Origin of the sequence: Rhizobium johnstonii 3841, from assembly GCF_000009265.1 — a bacterium.
Classification (GTDB): domain Bacteria; phylum Pseudomonadota; class Alphaproteobacteria; order Rhizobiales; family Rhizobiaceae; genus Rhizobium; species Rhizobium acaciae.
Window position 1 is genome coordinate 1884616 of sequence record NC_008380.1, and the last position, 25931, is coordinate 1910546.

Consider the following 25931-nt stretch of genomic DNA (forward strand, 5'->3'; position numbering starts at 1 on the left):
ATCACGCGAAATGGCTAGCAGGAAAGAAGCACTTGCACGTCGTGCCAACCGCGTGCGCCGTCATCTCAAGTCGGTGGCCAATGGCCGTCCGCGCCTGTCGGTTCATCGCTCCTCGAAGAACATCTACGCCCAGGTCATCGATGATGTGGCCGGCAAGACGCTTGCGTCTGCCTCCACCCTCGAGAAGGATCTGCGCGGTTCTCTGAAGACCGGTGCCGATACCGCCGCCGCTACCGTTGTGGGCAAGCTCCTCGCAGAGCGCGCCTCCAAGGCCGGTGTTACGGAAGTCGTGTTCGACCGTGGCGCCTTCATCTATCACGGCCGCATCAAGGCTCTCGCCGAAGCGGCCCGCGAAGGCGGTCTCACCTTCTGATCAGTTTCCGGCCGGACGCCTCAAGCGCCGGCCGGATTTTCGCCGGACCGCAGGCACTCTCCGAAAGGGGAGGCTGATGCGGTCCACATTTGTTTGCCGATTGCACCCGGAAAAGAAAAAGGAAGAGGACAATGGCACAGGAAAGAAGGCCGCAGCGGGACGACCGCCAGAGCCGTGAAGAGCGCGATAGCGAATTCGTCGACAAGCTTGTCGCGATCAACCGCGTCGCCAAGGTCGTCAAGGGCGGCCGTCGTTTCGGTTTCGCAGCACTCGTCGTCGTCGGCGACCAGAAGGGCCGCGTCGGCTTCGGCCATGGCAAGGCACGTGAAGTGCCGGAAGCCATCCGCAAGGCAACCGAAGCCGCCAAGCGCGAACTGATCTTCGTACCGCTGCGTGACGGCCGTACGCTGCATCACGACGTTCATGGCCGTCATGGCGCCGGCAAGGTTCTGCTGCGCTCGGCCAAGGTCGGTACCGGCATCATCGCCGGCGGCCCGATGCGCGCCGTATTCGAAACACTCGGCATGCACGACGTCGTCGCCAAGTCGACCGGTTCGTCGAACCCCTACAACATGGTTCGCGCCACCTTCGACGCTCTGAAGCACCAGGTTCACCCGAAGGACATCGCAGCTCAGCGCGGCATCAAGTATGCAACGCTGCAGGCTCGTCGTAGCGCCTCCGGCAACGCCTCTGAAGAATAAGAGGAGTTTGACAGATGGCCAAGGCTACCAAGAAGGCTGAAGCGAAGACTGTCACGATCGAACAGATCGGCAGCCCGATTCGCCGTCCGGATGTCCAGCAGCGCACGCTGATCGGTCTCGGACTGAACAAGATGCACCGTCGCCGCACGCTGGAGGATACCCCTTCCGTTCGTGGCATGATCCGTGCTGTCCAGCATCTCGTTCGCGTCGTCGACGAGAAGTGAGACGGAGGAAACGCTCATGAAACTCAATGAAATTAAAGACAACGAAGGCTCGACCCACAGCCGCAAGCGCCTCGGCCGCGGTATCGGCTCGGGTTCTGGCAAGACTGGCGGTCGCGGCGTGAAGGGTCAGAAGTCCCGTTCGGGCGTCGCCATCAACGGCTTCGAGGGCGGCCAGATGCCGATCTATCGTCGCCTGCCGAAGCGCGGCTTCAACAACATTTTCGCTTCCGATTTTGTTGTCGTGTCGCTGGCCCGCATCCAGACGGCGATCGACGCCGGCAAGCTCGATGCCAAGACGACCGTTGACGCAGCGGCCCTCAAGGCTGCTGGTGTCATCCGCCGCGTCAAGGATGGCGTTCGCGTTCTCGCCGACGGCGAGATCAAGGCCAAGATCACCATCGTCGTTGCAGGCGCCTCCAAGCCTGCCGTCGAGAAGATCGAAAAGGCCGGCGGCACCGTGACGCTGCTTTCGGCTCCTGCTGCAGCCGAATAATAATCTGATGATATATCGCCCGGGGTGCTTCACACCGGGCGATTTTGCTCCCATATGTGGGCCTCACAAAAACTTGGCTGGCGCGCCCGCGTCATGCCGGTAAGACTCGAAAACAAGGGTGAGGCATGGGGTTGCGTCGCAATCCGTCCTAAGCCCGGTTTTGAATAATTTCATACTGATTCCGGGTCCGGTCTGTCCCCCAGAGACGCCGGAATTGGTAGCGCGGAGAAACGCATGGCTTCTGCAGCGGAACAATTGGCATCCAACCTCAATTTTTCGACCTTCGCCAAAGCCGAGGATTTGAAGAAGCGCTTGTGGTTCACACTGGCAGCTCTCCTCGTCTACCGACTCGGCACGCATATTCCGCTTCCAGGCCTCAATCCCGAAGCCTATGCCCAGGCTTTCCGCGGCCAGGCAGGCGGCATTCTCGGCCTTTTCAACATGTTTTCGGGCGGCGCCGTTGAGCGTATGGCGATCTTCGCGCTCGGCATCATGCCCTATATCTCCGCCTCGATCATCGTGCAGCTGATGACTTCGGTCGTGCCGGCGCTCGAAAACCTCAAGAAGGAAGGTGAGCAGGGCCGTAAGATCATCAACCAGTATACCCGCTACGGTACCGTTATCCTCGGTGCGCTCCAGGCCTATGGCATTGCCGCCGGCCTTGAAAGCGGCCAGGGCTTGGTCGTCGACCCGGGCTGGTTCTTCCGCGTCTCCACCGTTCTGACGCTGCTCGGCGGCACGATGTTCCTGATGTGGCTGGGCGAGCAGATCACCTCGCGCGGCATTGGCAACGGCATCTCGCTGATCATCTTCGCCGGCATCGCCGCTGGCCTTCCCACAGCTCTTGCCGGCACGCTCGAACTCGGCCGCACAGGCGCGCTGTCGACCCCGCTGATCCTGCTGGTGATCATCGTCGCGATCGCCGTCATCGCCATCATCGTCTTCGTCGAGCGCGCCCAGCGCCGGCTGCTGATCCAGTATCCGAAGCGCCAGGTCGGCAACCGGATGTTCCAGGGCGATACGTCCCACCTGCCGTTGAAACTCAATACATCAGGTGTCATTCCGGCAATCTTCGCATCGTCGCTGCTGCTTCTGCCGGCAACGATTGCGGGTTTCGCCAGCACCACGGCAATGCCCTCCTGGGCGACATCGATCGTCGCGGCCCTCGGTCATGGCCAGCCACTCTATATGGTGCTCTATGCGGCGCTGATCGCCTTCTTCGCCTTCTTCTATACGGCCATCGTTTTCAATCCGAAGGACACGGCTGATAATCTGAAGAAGCATGGCGGCTTCATTCCCGGCATCCGTCCGGGCGACCGCACCGCCGAATATATCGACTACGTGCTGACCCGAATCACGGTGATCGGCGCGCTCTATCTCGTCTTCGTCTGCATCCTTCCGGAGATATTGGTGTCGCAAACCGGCATTCCATTAGCCCTTGGTGGGACTTCGCTTTTGATCGTGGTTAGCGTAACTCTTGATACGGTTGCACAGATCCAGGGTCACCTGATCGCGCAGCAATACGAAGGCCTGATCAAGAAATCGAAGTTGCGTGGAGGAAAGAGGGGGCGATGAGACTTATCCTTTTGGGGCCGCCGGGCGCGGGTAAGGGAACCCAGGCCCAGCGGATCGTGGAAAAGCACGGCATTCCGCAGCTTTCCACGGGGGACATGCTGCGTGCAGCGGTTAACGCCGGCACCGATGTCGGCAAGCGCGCGAAGGCGGTCATGGACGCCGGCAAGCTCGTCTCGGATGAGATCGTTATCGCCATCGTTTCCGAGCGTATCGATCAACCCGATTGCGCCAACGGCTTCATCCTCGACGGCTTCCCCAGGACGCTCGTCCAGGCGGACGCCACCGAGGCGATGCTGAAGGCAAAGGGTCTCGACCTTTCGGTCGTCATCGAATTCCGTGTCAATGACGACGAGTTGGTTCGTCGCGTTGCCGGTCGCTACTCCTGTGCACAGTGCGGCAGCGTCTATCACGATACAGATAAGGTTCCGGCTGCTGAGGGCGTGTGCGACAAGTGCGGTTCGACGCACTTCAAGCGCCGTCCTGATGACACCCCGGAGACCATGACGGCTCGGCTGCAGGTCTACTACAAGGAGACCTCGCCGCTGATCGGCTATTACCACGCCAAGGGCAAGCTCAAGTCCGTGGACGGCATGGCAGAAATCGATCAGGTGACGGCCGAGGTCGAAAGCATTCTTTCCAAGCTTTAAGGCTTTGAAAATAAACTTGGCGGAACGGTTGCTTTTCAGCAGTGATTCCGCTAAACACCGCGCCAACTCGCGACATTCCATGCGATCGGCGCGGATTTCCCAGGGAAGTCCGGGTGCGGTCGTTTTGACATGTTACGGACGTAAATCTGAACGGGCGGTTCTCAAGAGCCGCATAACGAAGCCCACTTGCCGGATGGCAACTGGAATGCAAGGAGAACAGGCGTGGCACGTATCGCTGGCGTCAACATCCCGACTGCGAAGCGCGTTGTTATTGCGCTGACCTACATTCACGGGATCGGTCCGAAATTCGCACAGGAAATCGTCGCAAAGGTCGGTATCCCGGCTGAGCGTCGTGTGCATCAGCTGACGGACGCAGAAGTCCTTCAGATCCGCGAAGCCATCGACCGCGACTATCAGGTCGAAGGCGATCTTCGTCGCGATACCGCGATGAACATCAAGCGCCTGATGGACCTCGGCTGCTACCGCGGCCTGCGTCATCGCCGCGGCCTTCCGGTCCGCGGTCAGCGCACGCACACCAATGCCCGCACCCGCAAGGGCCCGGCAAAGGCAATCGCTGGCAAGAAGAAGTAATTTCCGGGAAACCGGGGTGGGGAGGCTGGCGGTCTGCGCCGGCCTCTTTTGAGTTTGGAGCGGGACCATATAGGCGCCGTTCCGGTGTAGCCGCTGGCATTACGGCGGTGAAGAGATCAACGAAAGGAATACCATGGCTAAGGAAGCCGTCCGCGTTCGCCGTCGCGAGCGCAAGAACATCTCGTCGGGTGTCGCTCACGTCAACTCGACCTTCAACAACACGATGATCACCATCACCGATGCGCAGGGCAATGCGATCGCCTGGTCGTCGGCTGGCGCCAAGGGCTTCAAGGGCTCGCGCAAGTCGACCCCGTTCGCTGCCCAGATCGCTGCCGAAGACTGCGCCAAGAAGGCCCAGGAGCACGGCATGAAGTCGCTGGAAGTCGAAGTCTGCGGTCCGGGTTCGGGTCGTGAATCGGCTTTGCGCGCGCTCCAGGCTGCAGGTTTCATGATCACGTCCATCCGCGACGTGACCCCGATCCCGCACAATGGCTGCCGTCCGCGCAAGAAGCGCCGCGTCTGATCATCGCTCTCGTCACCGGTGAGCGCCTGCGCGCTCCCGGTGGTTTTCAAGCTCGGTTGCCACGATTGGATGGTGGCAACGAACGGAAGGCAAACTCATGATTCAGAAGAACTGGCAGGAATTGATCAAGCCGAACAAGGTGGAGTTCTCTTCGAGCTCGCGCACCAGGGCGACGCTTGTTGCCGAACCGCTGGAGCGCGGCTTCGGCCTCACCCTCGGCAACGCGCTTCGCCGCGTTCTGCTCTCCTCGCTGCGCGGTGCTGCCGTCACGGCGGTGCAGATCGATGGCGTGCTGCATGAATTCTCCTCGATTCCGGGCGTCCGCGAAGACGTCACGGATATCGTGCTCAACATCAAGGAAATCGCCATCAAGATGGATGGCGACGATGCAAAGCGCATGGTCGTGCGTAAGCAGGGTCCGGGCGTTGTCACGGCTGGCGACATTCAGACGGTCGGCGATATCGAAATCCTCAACCCCGAGCATGTCATCTGCACGCTCGACGAGGGTGCCGAGATCCGCATGGAATTCACCGTCAATAACGGCAAGGGCTACGTTCCGGCCGAACGCAATCGTGCGGAAGATGCTCCGATCGGTCTCATCCCGGTCGACAGCCTCTATTCGCCGGTCAAGAAGGTGTCCTACAAGGTTGAAAATACCCGCGAAGGACAGGTTCTCGACTACGACAAGCTGAACATGACCATCGAAACCGATGGCTCGATCACCGGTGAAGACGCCGTCGCTTTTGCGGCGCGCATCCTCCAGGATCAGCTTGGCGTCTTCGTCAACTTCGACGAGCCGCAGAAGGAAACCGAAGAGGAAGCAGTCACCGAACTCGCTTTCAACCCGGCTCTCCTGAAGAAGGTGGACGAACTCGAACTGTCGGTCCGTTCGGCAAACTGCTTGAAGAACGACAACATCGTCTACATCGGCGACCTCATTCAGAAGACCGAAGCAGAAATGCTCCGCACACCGAATTTTGGTCGCAAGTCGCTGAACGAAATCAAGGAAGTTCTCGCTTCCATGGGCCTGCACCTCGGCATGGAAGTGCCGGCATGGCCGCCCGAGAACATCGAAGATCTCGCCAAGCGTTACGAAGATCAATACTGAGAAAACAAAAGGCAGGCTCTTTCGGCTGCCTTTCCCCGTCAAACAGCAGGCCGATCGCCTGCATGTGCCAGGAAACGGCAGGCCCACTTAGCGTAAGGGCACCTGCATTAAAGGAGAATAGCAATGCGCCATGGTAAAGCCGGCCGCAAGCTGAATAGAACTGCAAGCCACCGCAAGGCGATGTTCGCCAACATGGCGGCTTCGCTGATTACCCACGAGCAGATCGTCACGACCCTGCCGAAGGCCAAGGAAATCCGTCCGATCGTCGAGAAACTCGTCACGCTCGGCAAGCGCGGCGACCTGCATGCTCGCCGTCAGGCGATCTCGCAGATCCGCGATGCCGCTGTCGTCTCGAAGCTGTTCGATACGATCGCGACGCGCTACGCCACCCGCAACGGCGGCTACCTGCGCATCATGAAGGCCGGCTTCCGCCAGGGCGACAATGCCGCCATGGCCGTGATCGAATTTGTGGACCGCGATGCCTATGCCAAGGGCGCTGCCGACAAGGCTCGCGTCGCTGCTGAAGAGCAGGCCGTCGCCGCTTAATCTTCCGCTCCGGCGGAAACAGAACAGCCGGGCTGCAAAGCCCGGCTGTTTTTGTTTCTGATGTAGTGAGGGGACCGGCTCCATTGCGCAAAATCATTCGGACTCGCTCTCCGCAGTTTCTTCGACTGGCCGCGCTGTTTCTTGTTATCGTTCTCGGGCTGGTGCTCCGCACGTTTGGCTATGCGGCCGATCTGCCTTTCATTGTCGTCAAATATGATGGATCGGCACTCTGGGGAGCAATGGTCTATCTGCTCGTGGCGCTCATTGCGGCAAGGTCACGGCCGGTAGCAATTGCTGTCACAGCGCTGTTCATAGCGATCTCGGTGGAAATGTTCCGGCTCTATCACACGCCCTGGCTTGATGCGTTTCGGCTGACTACGGCAGGCGCCCTGCTGCTTGGCCGGGTCTTTTCGCTTTGGAACATGCTGGCTTATGCAATCGGCATAGGTGCGGCCTGCGCCTTCGATCCGGCACGCCGGACTGCGTTGCGTCCTCGCCGCTAAACCTCACGAGGTCGACGCCACTGCGCGATTGCGCGTCAGCCCTTTGCCCTTCTGCCTGTTGCGTGCGATCGGCCGGTAGGAGCGATAGAGTATGAGCGCGATGATCAGCCCGACATAGATATACTGCTCGAGATCGAGGATCTTGGTCGAGAGCGCGAAGTGCAGCGCCCCGCAGGCGGCGATGATATAGACAAGGCGATGCAGCCAGATCCAGTTCTTGCCGAGGCGGCGGATCGATAGATTGTTGGATGTCAGTGCCAGCGGAATGAGCATCGCAAGGGCTGCCATGCCGAACATGATGAAGGGGCGCTTCAACACGTCGTTGATGACGGCGGAAATATCCATCGCCTGGTCGAGCACCATGTATACGGTGAAATGCATCAGCGCGTAATAGAAGGTCAGCAGGCCAAGCGCCCGGCGATAGCGCAGATAGTTCCAGCCGAAGAGCTCACGGGCAGGGGAAACGGCAAGTGTTGCGATCAGGAAACGGATCGTCCAGATGCCGAGGAAAAGCTCGAAGGTCTTGACCGGATCGGCGCCGAGCTGATCGGTCGCGCCGAGATAGAAAGTCCAGGCTGCAGGCACGAGCCCGACGACATAAAGCAGCCAGACGGAGGCGGGTTGCCAGCGCTTCGGGATGGCGAGCGACAGTTCCGCCATCAGAAATTCGCCTTCAGATCCATGCCGGCATAAAGGCTTGCCACCTCGTCGGCATAACCGTTGAAGGGCAGGGTGGGGTGGCGGCTCGCGCCGAAGAAGCCGTTCTCGCCGATGCGCCGTTCGCTGGCCTGGCTCCAGCGCGGATGGTCGACCTCAGGGTTGACGTTGGCGTAGAAGCCATACTCCTGCGCATTGGTGACCTGCCAGGTATTCTTCGGCTGCTGGTCGGTGAGCGTGATCCTGACGATCGACTTGATGCCCTTGAAGCCGTATTTCCACGGCACGACGAGCCGGATCGGCGCCCCGTTCTGGTTCGGCAGCGTTTCGCCATAGAGCCCGACGGCCAGCAGCGTCAGCGGATGGCGCGCCTCATCCAGGCGCAGACCCTCGACATAGGGCCAGTCGAGCGACTGGAAGAAACCCTTCTGCCCCGGCATCTCCTCCGGCCGCACGACGGTTTCGAAGGCGACATATTTGGCGCTGCCGAGTGGCTCCACCTTGTCGAGCAGTGATGCCAGCGGAAAGCCGTCCCAGGGGATGACCATCGACCAGGCCTCGACGCAGCGCATCCGGTAGGTGCGCTCCTCGATCGGGAATTCCTTCATCAGCGCCTCGAGGTCGAAGGTGCCTGGCTTGTTGACCATGCCGTCGACCTTGATCGTCCAGGGCAGCGGCTTGAAATCGCCGGAAAGTGCTGCGGGATCGCCCTTGTCGAGGCCGAACTCATAGAAATTATTGTAGGTCGTGACGTCCTTGATCGGCGTCGGCTTCTCATCGACCTTGTACTTGCTCTCTACGGCAGAGAGGGCCGCAGCGCTCGCCTTGCCGCCGCTGTAGAGCGCCATGGCGCCAAGCGCCGCCGCGCCCAGAAATTCACGACGGCGCACATAGATCTGGCGCGGCGTGATCTCCGATGACGCGATCTTCGGTGGGCGATAGGTTGGCATGTCGAAACCTCCTCGGCGGATATCTTGAAATATAGCCCTTAAACGAACCGCCGGCATGTCTAGATTAGTGTCTAAGCCTTGAATATTGCTGACAGGAAGCCAATTTTTTGTGTTCGGCCGTGATGGAATAGGCTGTAACAAAACGTCGCGTCGAACCGTATATCATCGATGGGTCTGATGGCGCTTCTCCCCGGCGTACCGGATTTGGGCTTCCCGGTAGTGACAGCCCCCGTCGATTGGATTAGGACAATTCCAAAAAGCAGCGTTTGCCCGGCCTGCAGGCTCCATGCCGCCCAGCTTCGCCTGATAATTCCGCCACGTTGAGGAAGACACCGATGCCAGTTTACCGTTCCAGAACCACGACCCATGGCCGCAACATGGCGGGCGCCCGCGGCCTTTGGCGCGCCACGGGCATGAAGGATTCGGATTTCGGCAAGCCGATCATCGCGGTGGTGAATTCCTTCACCCAGTTCGTGCCCGGTCACGTGCACCTGAAGGACCTCGGCCAGCTCGTTGCCCGCGAGATCGAGGCGGCCGGCGGTGTCGCCAAGGAATTCAACACGATCGCCGTCGATGATGGCATCGCCATGGGCCATGACGGCATGCTTTATTCGCTGCCCTCGCGCGAGCTCATCGCCGACAGCGTCGAATACATGGTCAATGCCCATTGCGCCGACGCCATGGTCTGTATTTCCAACTGCGACAAGATCACTCCCGGCATGCTGATGGCATCGCTGCGCCTCAATATCCCGACGGTCTTCGTCTCGGGCGGTCCGATGGAAGCCGGTAAGGTCGTGATGCACGGCAAGACGCATGCACTCGACCTCGTCGACGCCATGGTTGCCGCTGCCGATGACAAGATCAGCGACGAGGACGTCCAGACCATCGAGCGTTCGGCCTGTCCGACCTGTGGTTCCTGCTCCGGCATGTTCACGGCCAATTCGATGAACTGCCTGACGGAAGCCCTCGGCCTGTCGCTGCCCGGCAACGGCTCGACGCTTGCCACCCATCTCGACCGCAAGCGCCTCTTCGTCGAGGCCGGCCACCTGATCGTCGATCTCGCCCGCCGTTATTACGAGCAGGATGACGTCAAGGCGCTGCCGCGCACCATCGCTTCCAAACAGGCGTTTGAGAATGCCATGACGCTCGATATCGCCATGGGCGGTTCCACCAATACGGTCCTGCACATTCTTGCCGCCGCCCATGAAGGCGAGATCGATTTCACTATGGCCGATATCGACGCGCTGTCGCGCCGCGTGCCGTGCCTGTCGAAGGTCGCCCCCGCCAAGAGCGATGTTCATATGGAAGACGTCCATCGCGCCGGCGGCATCATGTCGATCCTCGGCGAACTCGACAAGGGCGGTCTCTTGAACCGCGATTGCCCGACCGTGCATGCAGAAACGCTGGGCGACGCGATCGATCGCTGGGATATCACCCGCACCAACAGCGAAACTGTCCGTAAATTCTATCGTGCCGCTCCGGGTGGCATTCCCACCCAGGTCGCCTTCAGCCAGGAGGCCCGCTGGGACGAACTCGACACCGACCGCGAGAACGGCGTCATCCGCTCGGTCGAACATCCCTTCTCCAAGGATGGTGGTCTTGCCGTGCTCAAGGGCAACCTTGCGATCGACGGCTGCATCGTCAAGACTGCCGGCGTCGATGAATCGATCTTGAAATTCTCCGGCCCGGCCCGCGTCTTCGAAAGCCAGGATGCCTCCGTCAAGGCGATCCTTGCCAACGAGGTCAAGGCCGGCGACGTCGTCGTCATCCGCTACGAAGGCCCGAAGGGCGGCCCCGGCATGCAGGAAATGCTCTATCCGACGAGCTACCTGAAGTCGAAGGGCCTCGGCAAGGCCTGCGCGCTGATCACCGACGGCCGCTTCTCCGGCGGCACCTCCGGCCTCTCGATCGGCCACGCTTCGCCGGAAGCGGCAAATGGCGGCACGATCGGCCTGGTGCGCGAAGGTGACATGATCGACATCGACATCCCCAACCGCACGATCAGCCTGCGTGTCAGCGAGACCGAACTCGCCGCCCGCCGCGCCGAGCAGGACGCCAAGGGCTGGTATCCCACAGAAGTGCGCAAGCGCAACGTCACGACCGCGCTGAAGGCCTACGCGGCCTTCGCAACGAGCGCCGATCGCGGCGCCGTGCGGGATCTGAACGTGCGGTAGGTCATCGCACCTACGAGCCGCTGATTAAGAGTCAGCTGCTCTTCCAACCGGTCGCTTCAGAGCATGATGCCGAAAAGTGTGAGCGGTTTTCGGACAACATCATGCTCCGACTATATAATGTAGAACAGGATTCAGATTTTAGGCCGACCCGGCCTAAAATCATCCTGTTCTAGAGCGGCCGGTTGATGTTTTTATAGGACTCGCCGAGCTGCTTCAGCCGCTCGTCATAGGCAGCCTTGATGCAAGTTGCATCTGCCCCGCATTCCTGCCGTTTCTTCAGCCAGGCCGTCTGTTCGTCCTGCAATGTTCCGCGCGAACCCATCGCCAGCAGGCCGGAGAGCAGCTCGAAAGTCGTCACCATCTTCACATCGGCGTCGTTGAGTGCGCGGTTGTCGCAGATCGCTTTTTCATCCGCCTTCAATTCTTTCGCATCGCAATCGAAGCTTGCTGCCTGTGCCAGGTTCGATCCAATGAGCAGGATCGCAAAACCGAGGGCCGCTGTCGTCGTTCTTGTCGTGATCATTCAAATGTTCCTATTGCTGCCGGTCAGGCTAGCTTCCGCAGTGCCAGAGCCAGGAAGATGATGCAGATGAGCCAGACGGCAAGGATGAAGATCAGTCCGACCCGGCTGGAGGGACGCTCGATGCGCCCTGTCGCCTCCGTACGAAGCTCGTTCATCACCTCTGCCGGAACGAGCCGGATCGCCAGCATGATACCGAGCGGCACGATGAGAAGATCGTCGAGATAGCCGAGGATGGGGATGAAATCGGGGATGAGATCGATGGGCGACAGCGCGTAGGCGGCAACCGCGCCGGCCACCGCTTTGGCATGCCACGGTACGCGGGGATCGCGGGCGGCAAGCCATAGGGCCACGATGTCACGCTTCAGTGACTTCGCCCAGTTTTTGGCTTTTGATATCAGTTGCATGGCCAAGCTTCCTGAATCAAATTGACAATGACTTCAACCGGTTTCCAAGACGCCCTCCCGCCTTGTTCTTCCATGCTTCCGCCCTCTTTCCTTTCTAGCGTCGGGCCGCAGAACAGGATGATTCAGGTCGGTTCGGCCTAAAATCTGAATCCTGTTCGCAACTAAATAGTTAGAGCATGATGTGGTCCGAAAACCGCTCACACTTTTCGGCATCATGCTCTAAAACGTTCCTCAAGAGGATTCAAAAGGGATACCCATGCACGGCCTGTTCAAGCGCGCCTCCGTCTCGCTATTCGCTCTCATGCTCGTTCTGCCGGCTGCGGCCCATGCGCAGACGGCAAAGACCGTACCCGAGAGCCAGATGCAGATGCAGCTCTCCTTCGCGCCGCTCGTCAAACAGACGTCAGGCGCCGTCGTCAATGTTTATGCGGAAAAGACCGTCCGGCGGCAGTCGCCCTTTGCCGGCGACCCTTTCTTCGAGCAATTTTTCGGCCAGCAGATGCCGAACCGTTCGGAGAAGCAGTCTTCGCTCGGCTCCGGCGTCATCGTCGAGGCGAACGGCACAGTCGTGACCAACAATCACGTCATCGAGGGCGCCGACGATATCAAGGTAGCGCTCTCGGACGGCCGCGAATTCCCCTGCAAGGTGGTGCTGCGCGACGACCGTATCGATCTTGCCGTGCTGAAGATCGACACCAAGGAAAGCTTTCCGACATTGCCGATCGGCAATTCCGATACGGTCGAGGTCGGTGATCTCGTGCTGGCGATCGGCAATCCCTTCGGTGTCGGCCAGACGGTGACGAGCGGGATCGTCTCGGCGCTTGCCCGCAACCAGGTGATCAAGAACGAGTTCGGCTTTTTCATTCAGACCGATGCCTCGATCAATCCCGGCAATTCCGGCGGCGCCTTGATGAACATGAAGGGCGAGCTGATCGGCATCAACACGGCGATCTTCTCGCGCGGCGGCGGCTCGAACGGCATCGGTTTCGCCATCCCTGCCAATCTGGTCAAGGTCTTCCTCGCGTCGGCCGATGCCGGCGTCAAATCCTTCGAGCGGCCCTATGTCGGCGCAAGTTTCGATGCCGTGACCTCGGAAGTGGCCGAGGCGCTGGGGCTGAACAAGGCCCGCGGCGCGCTCGTCGTCAAGGTTTCGGAAGGTGGGCCGGCCGCCAAGGCCGGGCTGAAGGCCGGCGAAATCGTCACCGCCGTCGACGGAGTTTCCGTCGAGCATCCGGATGCGCTGCTCTACCGCTTGACGACGGCCGGTCTCGGCAATTCGGTCAAGCTCACTGTCATCGAGAACGGCCGCGAGGAGCAACTGCCGCTGACGCTCGCCCGCGCCCCGGAAACCTCGCCGCGCGACCAGCGCACGATCGGCGGACATACGCCGTTTACCGGTGCCGTCGTCGAGAACCTGTCGCCGCGTGTCGCTGACGAACTGCGCATGCCGCCGGAATCGGCGGGCGTCGTCGTATCCGAGGTGAAGGAGGATTCGCCCGCCGCCCGTCTCGGTTTCGAACCGAAGGATATCATCGTCTCGATCAACGGCACCGATGTGAAGTCGACCAGCGAACTGTCCGAGATCGCCGATAGCGACCCCGGCTTCTGGCGGGTCGAGATCGAGCGCGACGGCCAGCGCATCCGGCAATTCTTCCGATGAGCAACGATCTCTTCGCGCCGCGCGTTCCGGAGGAGGTCGCAGCCAGGCGGCCGCTTGCCGACCGGCTGCGGCCGAAGACGCTTGCCGATGTCACCGGTCAGGAACACCTGACCGGTGAGGATGGCGTGCTGAAGAGGATGATCGAAAGCGGCTCGCTCGGCTCGATGATTTTCTGGGGGCCGCCCGGCACCGGCAAGACGACGGTGGCACGTCTGCTTTCGGGCGAGGCGGGCCTGGCCTTCGAGCAGATATCGGCGATCTTCTCCGGCGTCGCCGATCTGAAGAAGGTGTTCGAGACAGCCCGTTTGCGGCGTATGGACGGCCGTCAGACACTGCTCTTCGTCGATGAGATCCATCGTTTCAACCGCGCCCAGCAGGACAGTTTCCTGCCCGTCATGGAGGATGGCACGGTCATCCTCGTCGGCGCCACCACCGAGAACCCCTCCTTCGAACTCAACGCCGCTCTGCTGTCGCGTGCCCGTGTGCTCACCTTCAAGTCGCATGACGAGGAGAGCCTCGAGGAACTGTTGAAGCGTGCCGAGGCGATCGAGCAGAAGTCGCTGCCGCTGACGGAGGATGCCCGCGCCAGCCTGATCCGCATGGCCGATGGCGACGGCCGCGCGGTGCTGACGCTCGCCGAAGAAGTCTGGCGCGCGGCGCGCGAAGGCGAGAGCTTCGATACCGAAGGCCTGACGCGCATCGTCCAGCGCCGTGCCCCGGTCTACGATAAGGCGCAGGACGGCCACTACAATCTGATCTCGGCGCTGCATAAATCCGTGCGCGGCTCGGATCCCGATGCCGCGCTCTATTATCTTGCCCGCATGTTCGATGCCGGCGAGGATCCGCTCTATCTTGGCCGGCGGCTGGTGCGCATGGCGGTGGAGGATATCGGTCTTGCCGATCCGCAGGCGCTGGTGATCTGCAATGCCGCCAAGGATGCCTATGAGTATCTCGGCTCGCCGGAAGGCGAACTGGCGCTGGCCCAGGCCTGCGTCTATCTCGCCACCGCTCCGAAATCGAATGCCGTTTACACCGCCTTCAAGGCGGCAAGCCAGGCGGCAAAGCAGAACGGCTCGCTGCTGCCGCCGAAGCATATTCTCAACGCGCCGACCAAGCTGATGAAGGGCGAGGGGTACGGCGACGGGTATCGCTACGACCACGATGAGCCGGACGCCTTTTCTGGCCAGGATTATTTCCCGGAGAAGATGGGACGCCAGATCTTCTACGATCCGCCGGAGCGCGGCTTCGAGCGCGATATCCGCAAGCGGCTGGAATGGTGGGCGAAGCTTCGCAAGGAGCGTAATCCGCGCTGAAGCCCGGCGAACCTCAGGAGGCGCGCGGCGTCTTCTGATTTGCCGGCGCGGCGATCACCTTGACGGACGATTCCGCAAGCCCGTGATGACCTTCCATATCGACGATGACATGCCAGTGACCGCTTTCCGGAACGGCGATCTTGATCGGCGATTTGCGTGCCACGCCACCGATATATTTGAAATCGAGAACCTCGGTGAACCGCTGGAAATTCGGGGCCGTCATCAGGCGGACATTGTTCACAGCATTCAACGACACCTCGATGATCGTTCCGGCGCGTTGTTCCTTGAGATCGTAATGGGTGAAGCGGAAATTCGGTTTCGGCATCGGTCTCGTGGCGTCTGAAGTCTCTGCGCCAGGATTTTACCAGAATGTGGGTTAAGGAAAAGTTGGAAATCGGCCGTTCAGCTTATGTCTTCGTACTCCCGCTGCATGAAAACAGCGGGAGTACGATAAGATTTAGTGGATGTTCGTGGTGCCGCGCGCAAAGGGCGCAAATTCGAGCACCATTCCTGCGGCCGCCCTATGGATATCGGCGGAGGGGCAGTTGCATTCCCCAGCTGCGAAATGGAGGGCGGCCGCTTCATTGATGAAGAGCCCGCCGACGAGGCCTTCGCGGTCGTGGACAATCCAGCGGCCGCTTCTGTCGCGGCCGACGGTGAAGCGGGCGGAAGGCGAGGGTGCTGCAGCGGGAAGGCTGCGGCGTTGCTGTGCGTTTGCCATTGTGGTGATCCTTCGGTCCTGATGCTTCACCGGGAGATGAGGTCGAACATCATCTGGACCAGGCCAGCAAAGGCCAGCGTCATCGCAAGGCGGGGCGCAATCGCGGCAAGGCCGGAGAGCATCGAATGGGAGGGATCGGCGGCGAGTGTGTTGAGGTGGCTGCGTTGCAGCGGGTCGCTCTCGGCACTCGGTTCAGTCAGGCGTGACATCGGTTTGTCCTTTCGAAGTCTCAACCGCCGCTTGATCGAGCGGCGGTGTCACACTTCAAAAATAAGCTCGGGTGGATAGGGTTTCCATTTGGCGGCGAAAACGAAAATATAAAAATCTCATAGGGATAACCCCATCCCCGCGCTGCTTTCGTCAAGGAAGGGCGCTAGCGCCTTGCCGATGGCGAAACGCATCTCCGGCTCGACAGCGACAAGTGGAAGGCGAAGCTCGGCCTCCAGGCCGCGCATCAGCTGCAGCGCGTGTTTGATCCTCGCCGGATCGCCCTCCGGCCCGAGTGCCGATATCAGCGGCAGCAGCCGATCCTGCAGAGAACGCGCGGCCGAAAGGTTTCCGGCCCGTGCTGCCTGCTGCATCGAGGTGAAGAGCCTTGGCAGAACGTTGGCGCCCGGCGAGATCGCGCCGTCGCCGCCAGCGATGGTGAAGGCGAGCGCGGAAGGGTCATGGCCGGAAAAGAAGCGGAAGCGCTGCCGCAGGATCGGCGAAAGGCCGGCGAAGCGAGCGATGTCGCCCGTCGCGTCGCGAATGCCGACAATCCCCGGGATGGCGGCCAGGCTGCCGAGCGTTTTTGTCGAAAGATCGCTCGCCGTTTGCGCCGGCGCATGGTCGACGATGACGGGCAGGCCGCTCGCCGCTACCACCTGTTCGAAGTGGTGGATGATGCCTTTCTGCCCGGGCTTGGAATAATAGGGCACGGTGACGAGTGCGGCGGCGGCGCCGAGCGCTTCGGCCTCGCGGGTGAGCGCGATCGTGCTTTCGGTGGAGTTGGTGCCGGTGGCGGCGATGACGGGCACCCGGCCGGTGACCGATTGGATGCTGAGGTCGATCACCTCAGCGCGCTCCTGCGGCGAAAGCGTCGGGCCCTCTCCGGTGACGGAGCAGACCGCAAGCCCGTCGACGCCGCTAAGGATCTGCCACTCTGCAAGTGCCCGAAGCGCCGGCCTGTCGAGGCCGCCATGGCGAAACGGCGTGACAAGAGCGGTAATCGCGCCGCCAAGACGCGGCATTCTCGCCATTTCCATGGCGGTGCTCAGAGCGCGCCGAAAATGACGTAGAGTTCGACGCAGGCGAGCACCACGCCAAAGACGATCAGCGCCTGGGCGGTGCGCTTTTCGCGCATCTGCCGGCTGCCGCGTTTGATCCTGTGTGGACGAGGGAACTGAAAACCTGAGGACATGACATTTCGCATGGCATTTGACCTTTGCAGTGATGGCGAAAGCCTACTGTTGGGCGCGATAGGAAATCCATTCGGAGCGGGGCACGAAAATATAGGAACGGCATAAAGGCCGATGCGAGAAATTTCGAAGCGGAGTGTCGGAAAGACATGAGCGCTGCCGTCCTTGCGGTATCGATGCAAACACGGAGCAAGGACATGTCGAAGATGACGCTGATTTCGATGATCGCAACGGCTGCCGCATTCCTGGCAGCGCCCGGTATATCAGGCGCCGACAGCAGCACGCCTGTTATCGAGGAGAAGAAGGCTGCAGCGCCTATTGTCAGGAAGGGAAGTCTGCCGGTCAACGGCATCGATTATTATTACGAGATTCGCGGCGAGGGCGAGCCGCTGCTCCTGCTTCACGGCGGCCTCGGGCAGATCGAGATGTTCGCGCCGGTCATGCCTGTTTTCACCGACCACCGGCAGGTGATCGCCGTCGATCTGCAGGGCCATGGCCGCACTCCGCTCGGCAAGCGGCCGATCGAGCTTCCGGCCATCGGCGCCGATCTCGCAATTCTGGTGAAGCAGCTCGGTTACGACAAGCTCGACGTCTTCGGCTATTCCTTCGGCGGCGGGGTGGCGTTGAACATGGCGGCGAACGCTCCCGACCAGGTGCGCCGGCTGGTGATCCTCTCGGCACCCTATGCGCAGAACGGCTTCTTCCCGGAGATGCTGCCGCAGCAGGCGGCCGTCGGCGCCGGTATGGCCGACATGATGAAGGACACGCCGATGTTCCTCTCCTACAAGGCGGTGGCGCCTGACGTTTCGGAATTTCCGAAGCTGCTCGACGCCATGGGCGCGCTGATGCGCGAACCCATCGACTATAGCGATGCCGTCGCCAAGCTCACCATGCCGGTCATGCTGATATATGGCGATGCCGACATGATCCGGCCCGAGCATATGATCGACTTCTACCACAAGCTCGGCGGCGGTCTGCGCGATGCGGGCTGGATGCGGGAAAACATGTCGAAGAACCGGCTGGCGATCCTGCCCGATCTCACCCACTACGAGACCTTCGCCTCGCCCCTGATGGCGAATATGACGATGACCTTCCTCGATGGCGGCGGCAAGGCGCCGAACTGGGCCGAGCAGGTTGGAAAGTAAGCGAAGGCGGCTGGGTTTTGCCCGGCCGCCATTTTCTCTGCAATCAGCCGCGCTGGTTTTCCCGATCCAACTGGGTCACCAGCGCCAGGATCGTTTCCGAAACCGGCGTCGGCACGGCGCTCAGGCGTCCGAGCGCCACCACCATGCCGACCAGCGGCGTGATTTCGAGCGCCTTGCCGCCGATCAGATCCTGCAGCATCGATGTGCGCACGCCGCCGATATGGCGCGATTGTTCCAACCGCTGCTCGACGGTCATGCTGAACCGCGCACCCAAGGCCTCGCCGACGGCGCGGACCTCACTCATCACCCTGCCGACCGTAGCCGAAAGGGCGGGATCCGCCATGATGTCGGTCATCAGCGCCCTGGTCAGCGCGCTGATCGGGTTGAAGGCGGCGTTGCCCATCAGCTTGCTCCAGATCTCGCCGCGGATATCAGGTGTCGTCGTAATGCTGAGGCCGGCGCCGGTCAGCACCGCGGCGATCGCTTCGAGATCGGGCGAGATGTCGCCGGAGGGCTCGCCGAGCACGAAGCGGCCGTTGTGGGAAAGCTGGATCTCGCCGGGGTTGATCACCTCGGCACCCTGATAAGCGACGCAGCCGATGACCCGTTCCGGCCCGATCAGCCGCCAGAGCCTGCCGCCGGGATCGAGCTCGTCGAACTGCAGCTCGGCATGCCGACTCTGGGCATCGCGGTGAAAATACCACCACGGGATGCCGTTGAGGATCATGACGACGCGGGTGCCCTCCTTGAGAAGGCCTGCAATGCCTTCGGCAGCGGGTGCCAGCTGATGCCCCTTGAGGCCGGTGATGACGAGATCCTGCGGCGGCAATGTCCTGGGATCGTCGGTCGCGGTGAGGCGGACATTGAGCGGCCTTTCCGCATCGGCTTCGCGCAGGCTGAGACCGTTGTCGCGGATGGCGTCGAGATGCGCCCCACGCGCGATGACGGAGATGATGGCGTCGTTTCCGGCTTGGCTTGCAAGCTTGACGGCGATAGCGCCGCCGAGTGCGCCAGCGCCATAGATGCAGATGGACTTGATGGACATGCTCGCCTCTTCATGGTGGTGATCGAACCTAGATCTAGGTCATTCCAGAAGTGAGGCGAATGCTAATTTGCCGCATCATGCGTTTTCCTGCGGGCAGTGCCCTTCAGGCCGAGGCCGTTGCCTCGCTTGGAAAATCCGTGGACAAAGCGAGCTGGCGCCAGACGGCAAGTTCCTGTTCGACGCTGGCATGCTGCTCCTCGATCACGGCTACCGTATCGCTGCCGAACGGCATGCGCAGCGGCGGATTGGGCGAATTGGCGAGCGTCATGATGCCGGCGGCGAGCCTGGCGGGATTGCCGGGCTGGGCATGGTTGGCTTCGGCTGCGAAATTGCGCATGTTGCCGGCCGGCGTGCCTTCGTAATCGGCGATGGAGGCCGGGCTGATCGCCAGCGAGGTGTCGGCGAGGAAGTCGGTGCGGAAGAAGCCGGGCTCGACGATCGTCACCTTGATGCCGAAAGGTTCGAGTTCGGCGGCCATCGATTCGGACAAGCCTTCGACAGCGAACTTCGTCGAGCCGTAGACGCCCCAGCCGGGATAGCCGAAGTAACCGCCGATCGAGGAAAAGTTCAGGATGTGGCCGGAGCGCTGGCGGCGCATATAGGGCAGCACGGCTCGCGTCACCTTCAGGAGTCCGAAGACGTTCGTGGCATAGAGCCTTTCGATCTCTTCGGCCGTGGCTTCCTCGACAGCGCCGAGCAAGCCGTAGCCGGCATTGTTGGCGAGAACATCGATGCGGCCAAAGCGGGCGATGCCGGCAGCCGCAGCCTCTTTCGCCTGCGTCTCGTTGGTGACGTCGAGGGCGACGGCAAGCAGGTTCGGATGATCGCCGAACCGGTCGGTCACGGTCTTCGGGTTGCGGGCGGTGGCGATGACGGCATCGCCTGATGCAAGGGCTTCCTTGGTCATCAGCGCACCGAAGCCGCGGGATGCACCAGTGATAAACCAGACTTTCATGACGAATTCCTCTCGATAACTGTTCGGTTGGCGTCGCATCTCTGTGCTGACGGGTTGAATTTGACCGAAAATCCGTTGCTGTATAAGATTTGTTATTCTTGAAACTATGATGAGCGCAGTTCAGCAATGCGAGCCACCGAACTGTCCGAACTTGCGGCCTTTGCGGCTGTCGCGCGGCATAAGAGCTTTCGCAAGGCGGGTGAGGAACGGGGCGTCACCGCTTCCGCAATCAGTCATGCCGTGCTCAATCTCGAAGACCGGATCGGTATTCGCCTGCTCAACCGCACGACGCGCAGCGTCTCGCTGACGGAAGCCGGCGAACTGTTGATCTCGCATCTCGATCCGGCCTTCGGCGAGATGGCAGCAGCGCTCGATGCTCTGAACCGCTACCGCGACACGCCGTTCGGCAAGGTGAGGATTAATGTGCCGAACTCGATCGGCCCCTTCGTCATCGGTCGTGTCATCGGCCCGTTGCTCAAAAAGAATCCCAATTTGCAGCTGGAGATCAACGCCACGGACAGGCTGGTCGATATCGTCGAAGAGGGCTTCGATGCCGGCATCCGCTTCGGCGAACGCGTCACCGAGGGCATGATCGCGTTGCGTATCAAGCCGCGCATCCGCTTGGTCGTCGTCGGCTCGCCCGCCTATTTCGAGACTCGGCCGAAACCGGCGACGCCGCACGAACTCAAGCGCCATCTCTGCATCCAGAACATGTTTCCTTCAGGCGCGCGTTACGCCTGGGAATTCGAGAAGGACGGCCAGGCGGTGAGCTTTCAGCCGACCGGACCGCTGTCGCTCGACGATCACGAGCTGATGATGCAGGCAGCGCTCGGCGGCGTCGGCCTTGCCTATGTCTGGGAGCCGCGCGTGGAGAAGGCGATCGCCAGCGGCGAGTTGATCCAGGTGCTGGACGACTGGTGCCAGCCGGAGGAACCGCTCTATCTCTACTATCCGAGCCGCCGCCATATGTCGGCGGGCTTCAGGGCGCTCATCGACGCGATGAAGGCGGAGTAAAAGAGGCCAGCATGCCGGCGATGGTCTGAAGCGCCTCGAAGTAAACCGCCAGCTCGCGGGCAGGATCCGCCGGGAGTGCGGCCGCACGAAACACCTTGCCTCCCGTCGCCTCAACCCCTCCGTCGATCATCAGGTTGTCGGCCATCCCGTGATTTTCGATCGCAATGCCATCCGGTCCGCGTGGGCGCCCGCTCGTCTCATCGATATCGAGTCCCGCATACCAGATCGAGCGAACACGCAGACCATAGTCGTCGGGGTGATTGGTGTAGGCGAAGACCGCTTTTCCCAGCGCAATCATAAAGCCGATCTCGTAGACCGTACCCGGATCGGCGCTGACGCCTCGAAAGGGAGTGATGTTGGCAAGGCAGATCTCGGCTCGACGCATGGCGTCGTCGTTGCGTGCATAGATCTCTGCGGCCGTCCGCTTCACCGGCGTCTGGTTTTCGTCGCTGCCGGGACCGGTCGGCTCGAAGCCGAACTGGCGCGCCAATCGGCGCTTTTCGGCCATGATGGGCATGGCATCCGGAAGAAAGACTTCCGGGCCGGCAAGGTAAATGGTGGTCATCGGTATCCTTCACTCACAAGCAAGATGAGGCGCCGGGGGTAGGGGACAGCCAGGCACGTCGTCCATTTCCGACGGAAGCGCGGCAAATGGCAAGCCGTGCAGGCAGGCATTGTTCAATTTTTAAAGAGCAGTCTGACGAATCCACAGTGAACGGGCAACTGCCGACTTTCATTCCGGGCAGAGCGGAGGGACGTCCAGAGGATCCGCCCTATCTCCGTCATCGAGTCGCCGCCTGATGTGGACCGCCCTCAAGGCGGCCATCGACCGCACCCAGGCCCGGATGGGGGCGGCGATGTTCGCGGAATGAAAAAGCTTGGGATTCGCGCCTGTTACCCTTTTGACTCCGGTGGACGAACCGGCCAAAGATGCCGCATGGCCAGCATCGTCGGGAGAGGTTGATGAACGGTCGGATTTTGCCAGTTGGTATCCGAAGAGCCCCAAAGCGGCTCAAATGTCTGTTCCCCGCGGTGGCTGCGCTGATGCTGCTCGCCTCGGCGGCGGTCGGGCGGGACATTGGGCCGCAAAGCCCGGCCTCGCGCGAGCAGGTCGAAAAACTCGTCGGCCTCTGGAAAGATCACTTTGCCGGCGCCGATAGCCTGCAGCAGCGGCGGACAGCCTTCAGGACGCTGATGGAGACGATGCCGGGGCCGACGCGCATACAGGTGCGGCAGGTCGATGCCGACGGCGTCGACGCCGAGCTGATGTGGCCTGCTCGTCTTCATCACCCGATCGGCCAAAGGGTAATCCTCTATATTCATGGCGGCGGCTTTTCCAGCGGCTCCATCCGCACACATAGCCTGCTTGCCGGCTCGCTCGCCAAGGCCGCATCCAGCGACATTCTTCTCATTGATTATCGGCTGATGCCCGAATATGGCTATCCCGCGCAGATCAACGACGCGCTGACCGCCTATCGCTGGCTTCTCGACAACGGCTATCGGAGCGAGAATGTCATCGTGGCCGGAGACGGCGCCGGCGGCAATATCGCGATCGAGACGGTGCTGAGGCAGATGCAGGCGGCAAAGCCGTTGCCGGCGGCTGTGATTGCGCTCAGCCCCATCACCGATCTTGCTGCGACAGGCGGCTCGATGTCATCAAACGCCGGAAGCGATCCGCTGGTCGGCAAGGACTGGATCGAGACCTTGCGCAAGACCTATCTCCGCAGCCGGTCTCCGACCGATCCCCAGGCGTCGCCGCTCTACGCCGACATGACCGGCTTTCCGCCGCTGTTGCTGCAGGTCGGCTCCGGCGAAGTCCTGCTGGACGATACGCTACGGCTCGCCGACAAGGCGCGCCAGGCGGGCGTGGATGTCACCACCGAAGTTTGGCCGGGTATGCCCCACCAGTGGCAGCTGTTTCCCTCGCTGCTCGACGATGCCGATCGGTCGAGCCAGAATATCGCCGAATTTGCGATCCGGCATTTCGCCGACAAACCGCAGGAGTAGGGGCCGCAGGACCAAGGGTCCACGCGCCTCCGTCATCGCGTCATTGCGCGCGAGACGGTGACGGCGCCAGAGGCCGCTCGACCTCTCGGCCGACGCTGAGCGCCTTTCGCACATTCGGCTCCAGCCGCTCGATATAAGCATGGTCGGGTGCTGCGCCCAGCGCATCCAGCATTTTCGAGAAGAAACACCGGGCCGCTGCCGCAGCCGTGACGTCGAAGACATCGGCATCACTCAGACCATGTTTCTTCAGGCCATCGATGTCCTGCTGCGTCACCGACGTCGCATCGCGCGCCACCTTGGCGGCAAAAGCCATGATCGCGCGTTCGCCGGCATCGATCGGCGCCTTCTCCGTCTCGTTGACAACAGCCGTCAGCCCGTCGCTGGTGAAACCCTCGCGCAGCAGCACCGAGCCGTGCGCCAGCATGCAATACGAGGATTTGAGCTCTTTGGCCGCCGCCAGCGTCACCAACTCGTAGCGCCGCAAGCTCATATGGCCGCGAATGCTCGAAAGCAGCGCCGCCCAGCTCTCCATCACCTCCGGTCGATGGCCGAAGGCCCGATACATGTTCGGCAGATAACCATAATTCGCCTCGGCCGACGCATACATCGACGTCGTCTTCTCGCTGGCGGATGCATTGGGGGTGTGAATGAAAGCCATGGCATGATCCTCCTCTATTGTGAGAAGGATAGGGTAGATATGCAGGACAGCAATCCTGAAACGTCAGGCAGCGTCATTGGTCGCGGAAGCGTTACCACTTCTCTTGATTGGAAGAGTTACGGTAAACGTCGAACCGCATCCTCTTGCGCTTCGAACCTCTATCGAGCCGTTGTGCAATTCGATGATCTGCTTCACCAGGTTGAGGCCGATCCCGGTTCCGGCAATCCCGGTCGACGTCCGGGCCCGAAAATAGCGCTGGAACAGCCGTGGCACGTCTTCGGCATCGATCCCCACGCCATCATCGCTGATCGAAACCTTGACGTTTCCCGTCTCCGCCCATGCCGTGACGCGAACTTCGGAGGTTCCGGGCGCGTATTTGACGGCGTTGGAAAGCAGGTTGGTAAAGACCTGTGCCAAAGTGCGGGGATCGGCATCGATGGACTCCGGCAGCCCATCGATATCCAACACAAAGCTGTGCGACTTTGCGATCGTCGACTGCCGCTCGCAACAGGTTTTTATCAATGATCTCAATGCGCAGGCGTCGTAGTTGATGTCGATTTTGCCGGTATCAAGGCGTCCGGCTGACAGGATGCTCTCCATGAGATCGACAATCCGGGTCACCGATGCGCGGATTTGATCGACCTTGTCGCTGAGAAATTCGGGCTCGACCGCCCCTCTTTTGCGCAACAGCCGCTGGGCAGCAGCGTCGATGATTGCCAGCGGGGTCCTGAATTCATGGGATGCCATCGCCACGAACTGCCGCTGCAATTCGTTGATGTTGCGCTCTTGCGCCAGCATGCGCTCGAGTTCCCGCGCCTGCCGCTCGACTTCCGCCGTGCGGCTCTTAACCGTCGCTTCGAGCTGATCGTGATGCCGGCGCAGATCTTCCGCCAGCCGGACGGTCTTGGTGACGTCCTCATGGGTGGCGACGTATCCCCCGTTTTGCATCGGATTGTGAGTGATCTTGATAACGCGCCCATCGGCCAGGACGATGTTCTGGCTGGCCGGCGCACCGCGGACTGTCGCTTCAAAGACCACGTCAAAATAGGTCGTGGTATCGGCGGGGCCATTTCCCTCCCGGCTGCGATAGGCCAGGATATCCACAAGCGGCGTTCCCGGTTGCGTCAGCAGGTCCGGCAGATTGTACATCCGCGCGTAGGAGGCGTTGCACAATATCAGGTTCTTGGTCGAATCGAACATGCACAGCCCATGCGGCATGTTGCTGAGGGCGGCGTCGAACCGGCGATGTTGTTCGGTCAGGCTGTCTTCGACGCGAATGAGAGTCGAGATGTCTTCATAACTGAGGATCCAGCCCCCATCCCTCGATGGGGCGCAGGTCAATGAGACCATCCCTCCGTCGGAAAGGGCAAACTGAGACGTCGGCGCTCCACCGGTCATCGCCCGCCGGGATGCCACTGCACGGCAGTCTGCAGTGCCCGGCAATCCGTCGATATTCATGCCTTTGCGGATGGCTCCTTGCGGAAGGCCGAGAATATCAAGTGTACGGGAATTGAAAGCCGTCACCGTACCGGCAGGATCAAGCAGAACGATGCCCTGAGGCAGGCTCTCCAGAATGGATTCAAACGAGTGTGACATCATCCCGCCCTGCGTCAGATTTGGCGCGTTGCACGTATTCGTAGCATTCGTCAGAAACGATAAAGTTTCCCTAATGTCTATCGTCGGGAATTCCTCGACGGAAACCTGGAAGAGAGAACGGGTCGCCGGAGCACGGCCTGTACGGGCTTTATTGTTCGACAATGGCTCATGTTAGTTTGCCGGTGATAGCGCCTCGGCAACGATCGTGTGGGAGCGAAACCTGGAAATTCTAATTAGGATGATCGCTATGAGCAGCATGGAATCGAAAGAGTTTGTTCTGGCCGGCGTGGTTATGAAAAGGCTGCTGTCCGGCCCGCAGACCAACGGTCAGTTCGGCCTCTTCGAAAACATCAGCGCGGAAACACGAAGACGCCGATCCAAGCTGAGCAGCAGATAGTCGTCCTTGTTGACATATGCCCGCCCAG

31 protein-coding genes are annotated in these 25931 nt (G+C 61.1%); 18 read left to right on the top strand and 13 right to left on the bottom strand.

Annotation, left to right across the window (positions count from 1 at the left end; all coding sequences use genetic code 11):
• Positions 1 to 10: 10 nt before the first annotated feature.
• From rplR to RL_RS09375, 11 genes are all read left to right on the top strand, one after another.
• Entirely contained in the window at positions 11 to 373 is a 363-nt protein-coding gene (rplR, locus tag RL_RS09325) for a 50S ribosomal protein L18 (protein ID WP_003547564.1), read from the top strand.
• A gap of 131 nt (positions 374 to 504) precedes the next feature.
• Positions 505 to 1074, top strand: coding sequence for a 30S ribosomal protein S5 (gene rpsE / locus RL_RS09330; RefSeq protein ID WP_003547565.1), 570 nt, complete (start codon positions 505 to 507; stop codon positions 1072 to 1074).
• 14 nt (positions 1075 to 1088) lie between these two features.
• Positions 1089 to 1298, top strand: coding sequence for a 50S ribosomal protein L30 (rpmD, locus tag RL_RS09335; protein ID WP_003547566.1), 210 nt, complete (start codon positions 1089 to 1091; stop codon positions 1296 to 1298).
• A 16-nt stretch (positions 1299 to 1314) separates the two neighbouring features.
• Positions 1315 to 1791 carry a 50S ribosomal protein L15 gene (rplO, locus tag RL_RS09340; protein ID WP_003547567.1) on the top strand — a complete coding sequence of 159 codons (477 nt, stop codon included), beginning with the start codon at positions 1315 to 1317 and terminating at the stop codon, positions 1789 to 1791.
• Positions 1792 to 2025: 234 nt separating this feature from the next.
• Positions 2026 to 3366 carry a preprotein translocase subunit SecY gene (secY, locus tag RL_RS09345; RefSeq protein WP_003547569.1) on the top strand — a complete coding sequence of 447 codons (1341 nt, stop codon included), beginning with the start codon at positions 2026 to 2028 and terminating at the stop codon, positions 3364 to 3366.
• Positions 3363 to 4013 (top strand): adenylate kinase, encoded by a 651-nt coding sequence (locus RL_RS09350; protein ID WP_011651424.1) that lies wholly within the window; start codon positions 3363 to 3365, stop codon positions 4011 to 4013. The genes secY and RL_RS09350 overlap by 4 nt, the downstream gene beginning before the upstream one ends.
• Before the next feature lie 222 nt (positions 4014 to 4235).
• Entirely contained in the window at positions 4236 to 4604 is a 369-nt protein-coding gene (gene rpsM, locus RL_RS09355; protein WP_011651425.1) for a 30S ribosomal protein S13, read from the top strand.
• Positions 4605 to 4737: 133 nt separating this feature from the next.
• Complete coding sequence (rpsK, locus tag RL_RS09360; RefSeq protein WP_003547577.1) at positions 4738 to 5127, top strand: 30S ribosomal protein S11; 390 nt, start codon at positions 4738 to 4740, stop codon at positions 5125 to 5127.
• Positions 5128 to 5224: 97 nt separating this feature from the next.
• Complete coding sequence (locus tag RL_RS09365) at positions 5225 to 6235, top strand: DNA-directed RNA polymerase subunit alpha (protein WP_003547579.1); 1011 nt, start codon at positions 5225 to 5227, stop codon at positions 6233 to 6235.
• Positions 6236 to 6358: 123 nt separating this feature from the next.
• A complete protein-coding gene (rplQ, locus tag RL_RS09370) occupies positions 6359 to 6781 on the top strand; it encodes a 50S ribosomal protein L17 (protein ID WP_003558556.1) in 423 nt (140 codons plus the stop codon).
• A gap of 83 nt (positions 6782 to 6864) precedes the next feature.
• Positions 6865 to 7284 carry a DUF2809 domain-containing protein gene (locus tag RL_RS09375; protein WP_011651426.1) on the top strand — a complete coding sequence of 140 codons (420 nt, stop codon included), beginning with the start codon at positions 6865 to 6867 and terminating at the stop codon, positions 7282 to 7284.
• A 3-nt stretch (positions 7285 to 7287) separates the two neighbouring features.
• On the opposite strand, the gene msrQ is transcribed toward RL_RS09375, so the two are convergent.
• Positions 7288 to 7944 carry a protein-methionine-sulfoxide reductase heme-binding subunit MsrQ gene (msrQ, locus tag RL_RS09380; protein WP_011651427.1) on the bottom strand — a complete coding sequence of 219 codons (657 nt, stop codon included), beginning with the start codon at positions 7942 to 7944 and terminating at the stop codon, positions 7288 to 7290.
• Positions 7944 to 8891 carry a protein-methionine-sulfoxide reductase catalytic subunit MsrP gene (gene msrP, locus RL_RS09385; protein WP_041936254.1) on the bottom strand — a complete coding sequence of 316 codons (948 nt, stop codon included), beginning with the start codon at positions 8889 to 8891 and terminating at the stop codon, positions 7944 to 7946. Before msrP ends, msrQ begins: the two co-directional genes overlap by 1 nt.
• Positions 8892 to 9226: 335 nt before the next feature.
• On the opposite strand from msrP, the gene ilvD reads away from it, so the two are divergent.
• Positions 9227 to 11065, top strand: coding sequence for a dihydroxy-acid dehydratase (gene ilvD, locus RL_RS09390; RefSeq protein WP_011651429.1), 1839 nt, complete (start codon positions 9227 to 9229; stop codon positions 11063 to 11065).
• 169 nt (positions 11066 to 11234) lie between these two features.
• Here the strand turns inward: ilvD and RL_RS09395 are convergent, their stop codons facing one another.
• Positions 11235 to 11588, bottom strand: coding sequence for a lysozyme inhibitor LprI family protein (locus RL_RS09395; protein ID WP_011651430.1), 354 nt, complete (start codon positions 11586 to 11588; stop codon positions 11235 to 11237).
• Between the two features lie 23 nt (positions 11589 to 11611).
• Positions 11612 to 11992: a YkvA family protein gene (locus RL_RS09400; RefSeq protein ID WP_011651431.1), complete on the bottom strand. Its 381-nt coding sequence runs from the start codon at positions 11990 to 11992 to the stop codon at positions 11612 to 11614.
• Positions 11993 to 12248: 256 nt separating this feature from the next.
• Here RL_RS09400 and RL_RS09405 point away from each other — a divergent pair, with 256 nt between their 5' ends.
• Both RL_RS09405 and RL_RS09410 read left to right on the top strand, forming a co-directional pair.
• Positions 12249 to 13652 carry a DegQ family serine endoprotease gene (locus RL_RS09405; protein WP_011651432.1) on the top strand — a complete coding sequence of 468 codons (1404 nt, stop codon included), beginning with the start codon at positions 12249 to 12251 and terminating at the stop codon, positions 13650 to 13652.
• Positions 13649 to 14965: a replication-associated recombination protein A gene (locus tag RL_RS09410; RefSeq protein WP_011651433.1), complete on the top strand. Its 1317-nt coding sequence runs from the start codon at positions 13649 to 13651 to the stop codon at positions 14963 to 14965. Before RL_RS09405 ends, RL_RS09410 begins: the two co-directional genes overlap by 4 nt.
• A gap of 13 nt (positions 14966 to 14978) precedes the next feature.
• On the opposite strand, the gene RL_RS09415 is transcribed toward RL_RS09410, so the two are convergent.
• The 4 genes from RL_RS09415 to dapA form a co-directional block, all read right to left on the bottom strand.
• Positions 14979 to 15290 (bottom strand): DUF1883 domain-containing protein, encoded by a 312-nt coding sequence (locus tag RL_RS09415; RefSeq protein WP_003547605.1) that lies wholly within the window; start codon positions 15288 to 15290, stop codon positions 14979 to 14981.
• 132 nt (positions 15291 to 15422) lie between these two features.
• Complete coding sequence (locus RL_RS09420) at positions 15423 to 15686, bottom strand: hypothetical protein (protein ID WP_041936255.1); 264 nt, start codon at positions 15684 to 15686, stop codon at positions 15423 to 15425.
• 26 nt (positions 15687 to 15712) lie between these two features.
• The gene (locus RL_RS09425) at positions 15713 to 15895 is read right to left on the bottom strand and encodes a hypothetical protein (RefSeq protein ID WP_041936256.1); all 183 of its coding nucleotides are present in this window, start codon (positions 15893 to 15895) and stop codon (positions 15713 to 15715) included.
• 117 nt (positions 15896 to 16012) lie between these two features.
• Positions 16013 to 16933, bottom strand: a complete 921-nt coding sequence (gene dapA / locus RL_RS09430) for a 4-hydroxy-tetrahydrodipicolinate synthase (RefSeq protein ID WP_011651436.1) — start codon at positions 16931 to 16933, stop codon at positions 16013 to 16015.
• Positions 16934 to 17235: 302 nt separating this feature from the next.
• On the opposite strand from dapA, the gene RL_RS09435 reads away from it, so the two are divergent.
• Positions 17236 to 18231, top strand: coding sequence for an alpha/beta fold hydrolase (locus RL_RS09435; protein ID WP_173364435.1), 996 nt, complete (start codon positions 17236 to 17238; stop codon positions 18229 to 18231).
• Positions 18232 to 18274: 43 nt separating this feature from the next.
• Here the strand turns inward: RL_RS09435 and RL_RS09440 are convergent, their stop codons facing one another.
• Together RL_RS09440 and RL_RS09445 are read right to left on the bottom strand one after the other, a co-directional pair.
• Positions 18275 to 19276, bottom strand: a complete 1002-nt coding sequence (locus tag RL_RS09440; RefSeq protein WP_011651438.1) for a ketopantoate reductase family protein — start codon at positions 19274 to 19276, stop codon at positions 18275 to 18277.
• A gap of 103 nt (positions 19277 to 19379) precedes the next feature.
• Positions 19380 to 20231, bottom strand: a complete 852-nt coding sequence (locus tag RL_RS09445) for an oxidoreductase (protein WP_011651439.1) — start codon at positions 20229 to 20231, stop codon at positions 19380 to 19382.
• A 126-nt stretch (positions 20232 to 20357) separates the two neighbouring features.
• Between RL_RS09445 and RL_RS09450 the strand changes: the two genes are divergently transcribed.
• A complete protein-coding gene (locus tag RL_RS09450; protein WP_011651440.1) occupies positions 20358 to 21245 on the top strand; it encodes a LysR family transcriptional regulator in 888 nt (295 codons plus the stop codon).
• On the opposite strand, the gene RL_RS09455 is transcribed toward RL_RS09450, so the two are convergent.
• A complete protein-coding gene (locus tag RL_RS09455; protein WP_011651441.1) occupies positions 21220 to 21810 on the bottom strand; it encodes a nucleoside 2-deoxyribosyltransferase in 591 nt (196 codons plus the stop codon). The two genes, RL_RS09450 and RL_RS09455, sit on opposite strands and share 26 nt — an antisense overlap.
• A gap of 467 nt (positions 21811 to 22277) precedes the next feature.
• On the opposite strand from RL_RS09455, the gene RL_RS09460 reads away from it, so the two are divergent.
• A complete protein-coding gene (locus tag RL_RS09460; protein WP_028741353.1) occupies positions 22278 to 23252 on the top strand; it encodes an alpha/beta hydrolase in 975 nt (324 codons plus the stop codon).
• A 40-nt stretch (positions 23253 to 23292) separates the two neighbouring features.
• Here RL_RS09460 and RL_RS09465 read toward each other — a convergent pair whose 3' ends face one another.
• Positions 23293 to 23910 carry a carboxymuconolactone decarboxylase family protein gene (locus RL_RS09465; RefSeq protein WP_003547626.1) on the bottom strand — a complete coding sequence of 206 codons (618 nt, stop codon included), beginning with the start codon at positions 23908 to 23910 and terminating at the stop codon, positions 23293 to 23295.
• Between the two features lie 63 nt (positions 23911 to 23973).
• Positions 23974 to 25509 (bottom strand): sensor histidine kinase, encoded by a 1536-nt coding sequence (locus RL_RS09470; protein ID WP_041936257.1) that lies wholly within the window; start codon positions 25507 to 25509, stop codon positions 23974 to 23976.
• A gap of 244 nt (positions 25510 to 25753) precedes the next feature.
• Here RL_RS09470 and RL_RS39975 point away from each other — a divergent pair, with 244 nt between their 5' ends.
• Positions 25754 to 25903 (top strand): hypothetical protein, encoded by a 150-nt coding sequence (locus tag RL_RS39975; RefSeq protein ID WP_162039348.1) that lies wholly within the window; start codon positions 25754 to 25756, stop codon positions 25901 to 25903.
• The last annotated feature ends 28 nt before the right edge of the window (positions 25904 to 25931 follow it).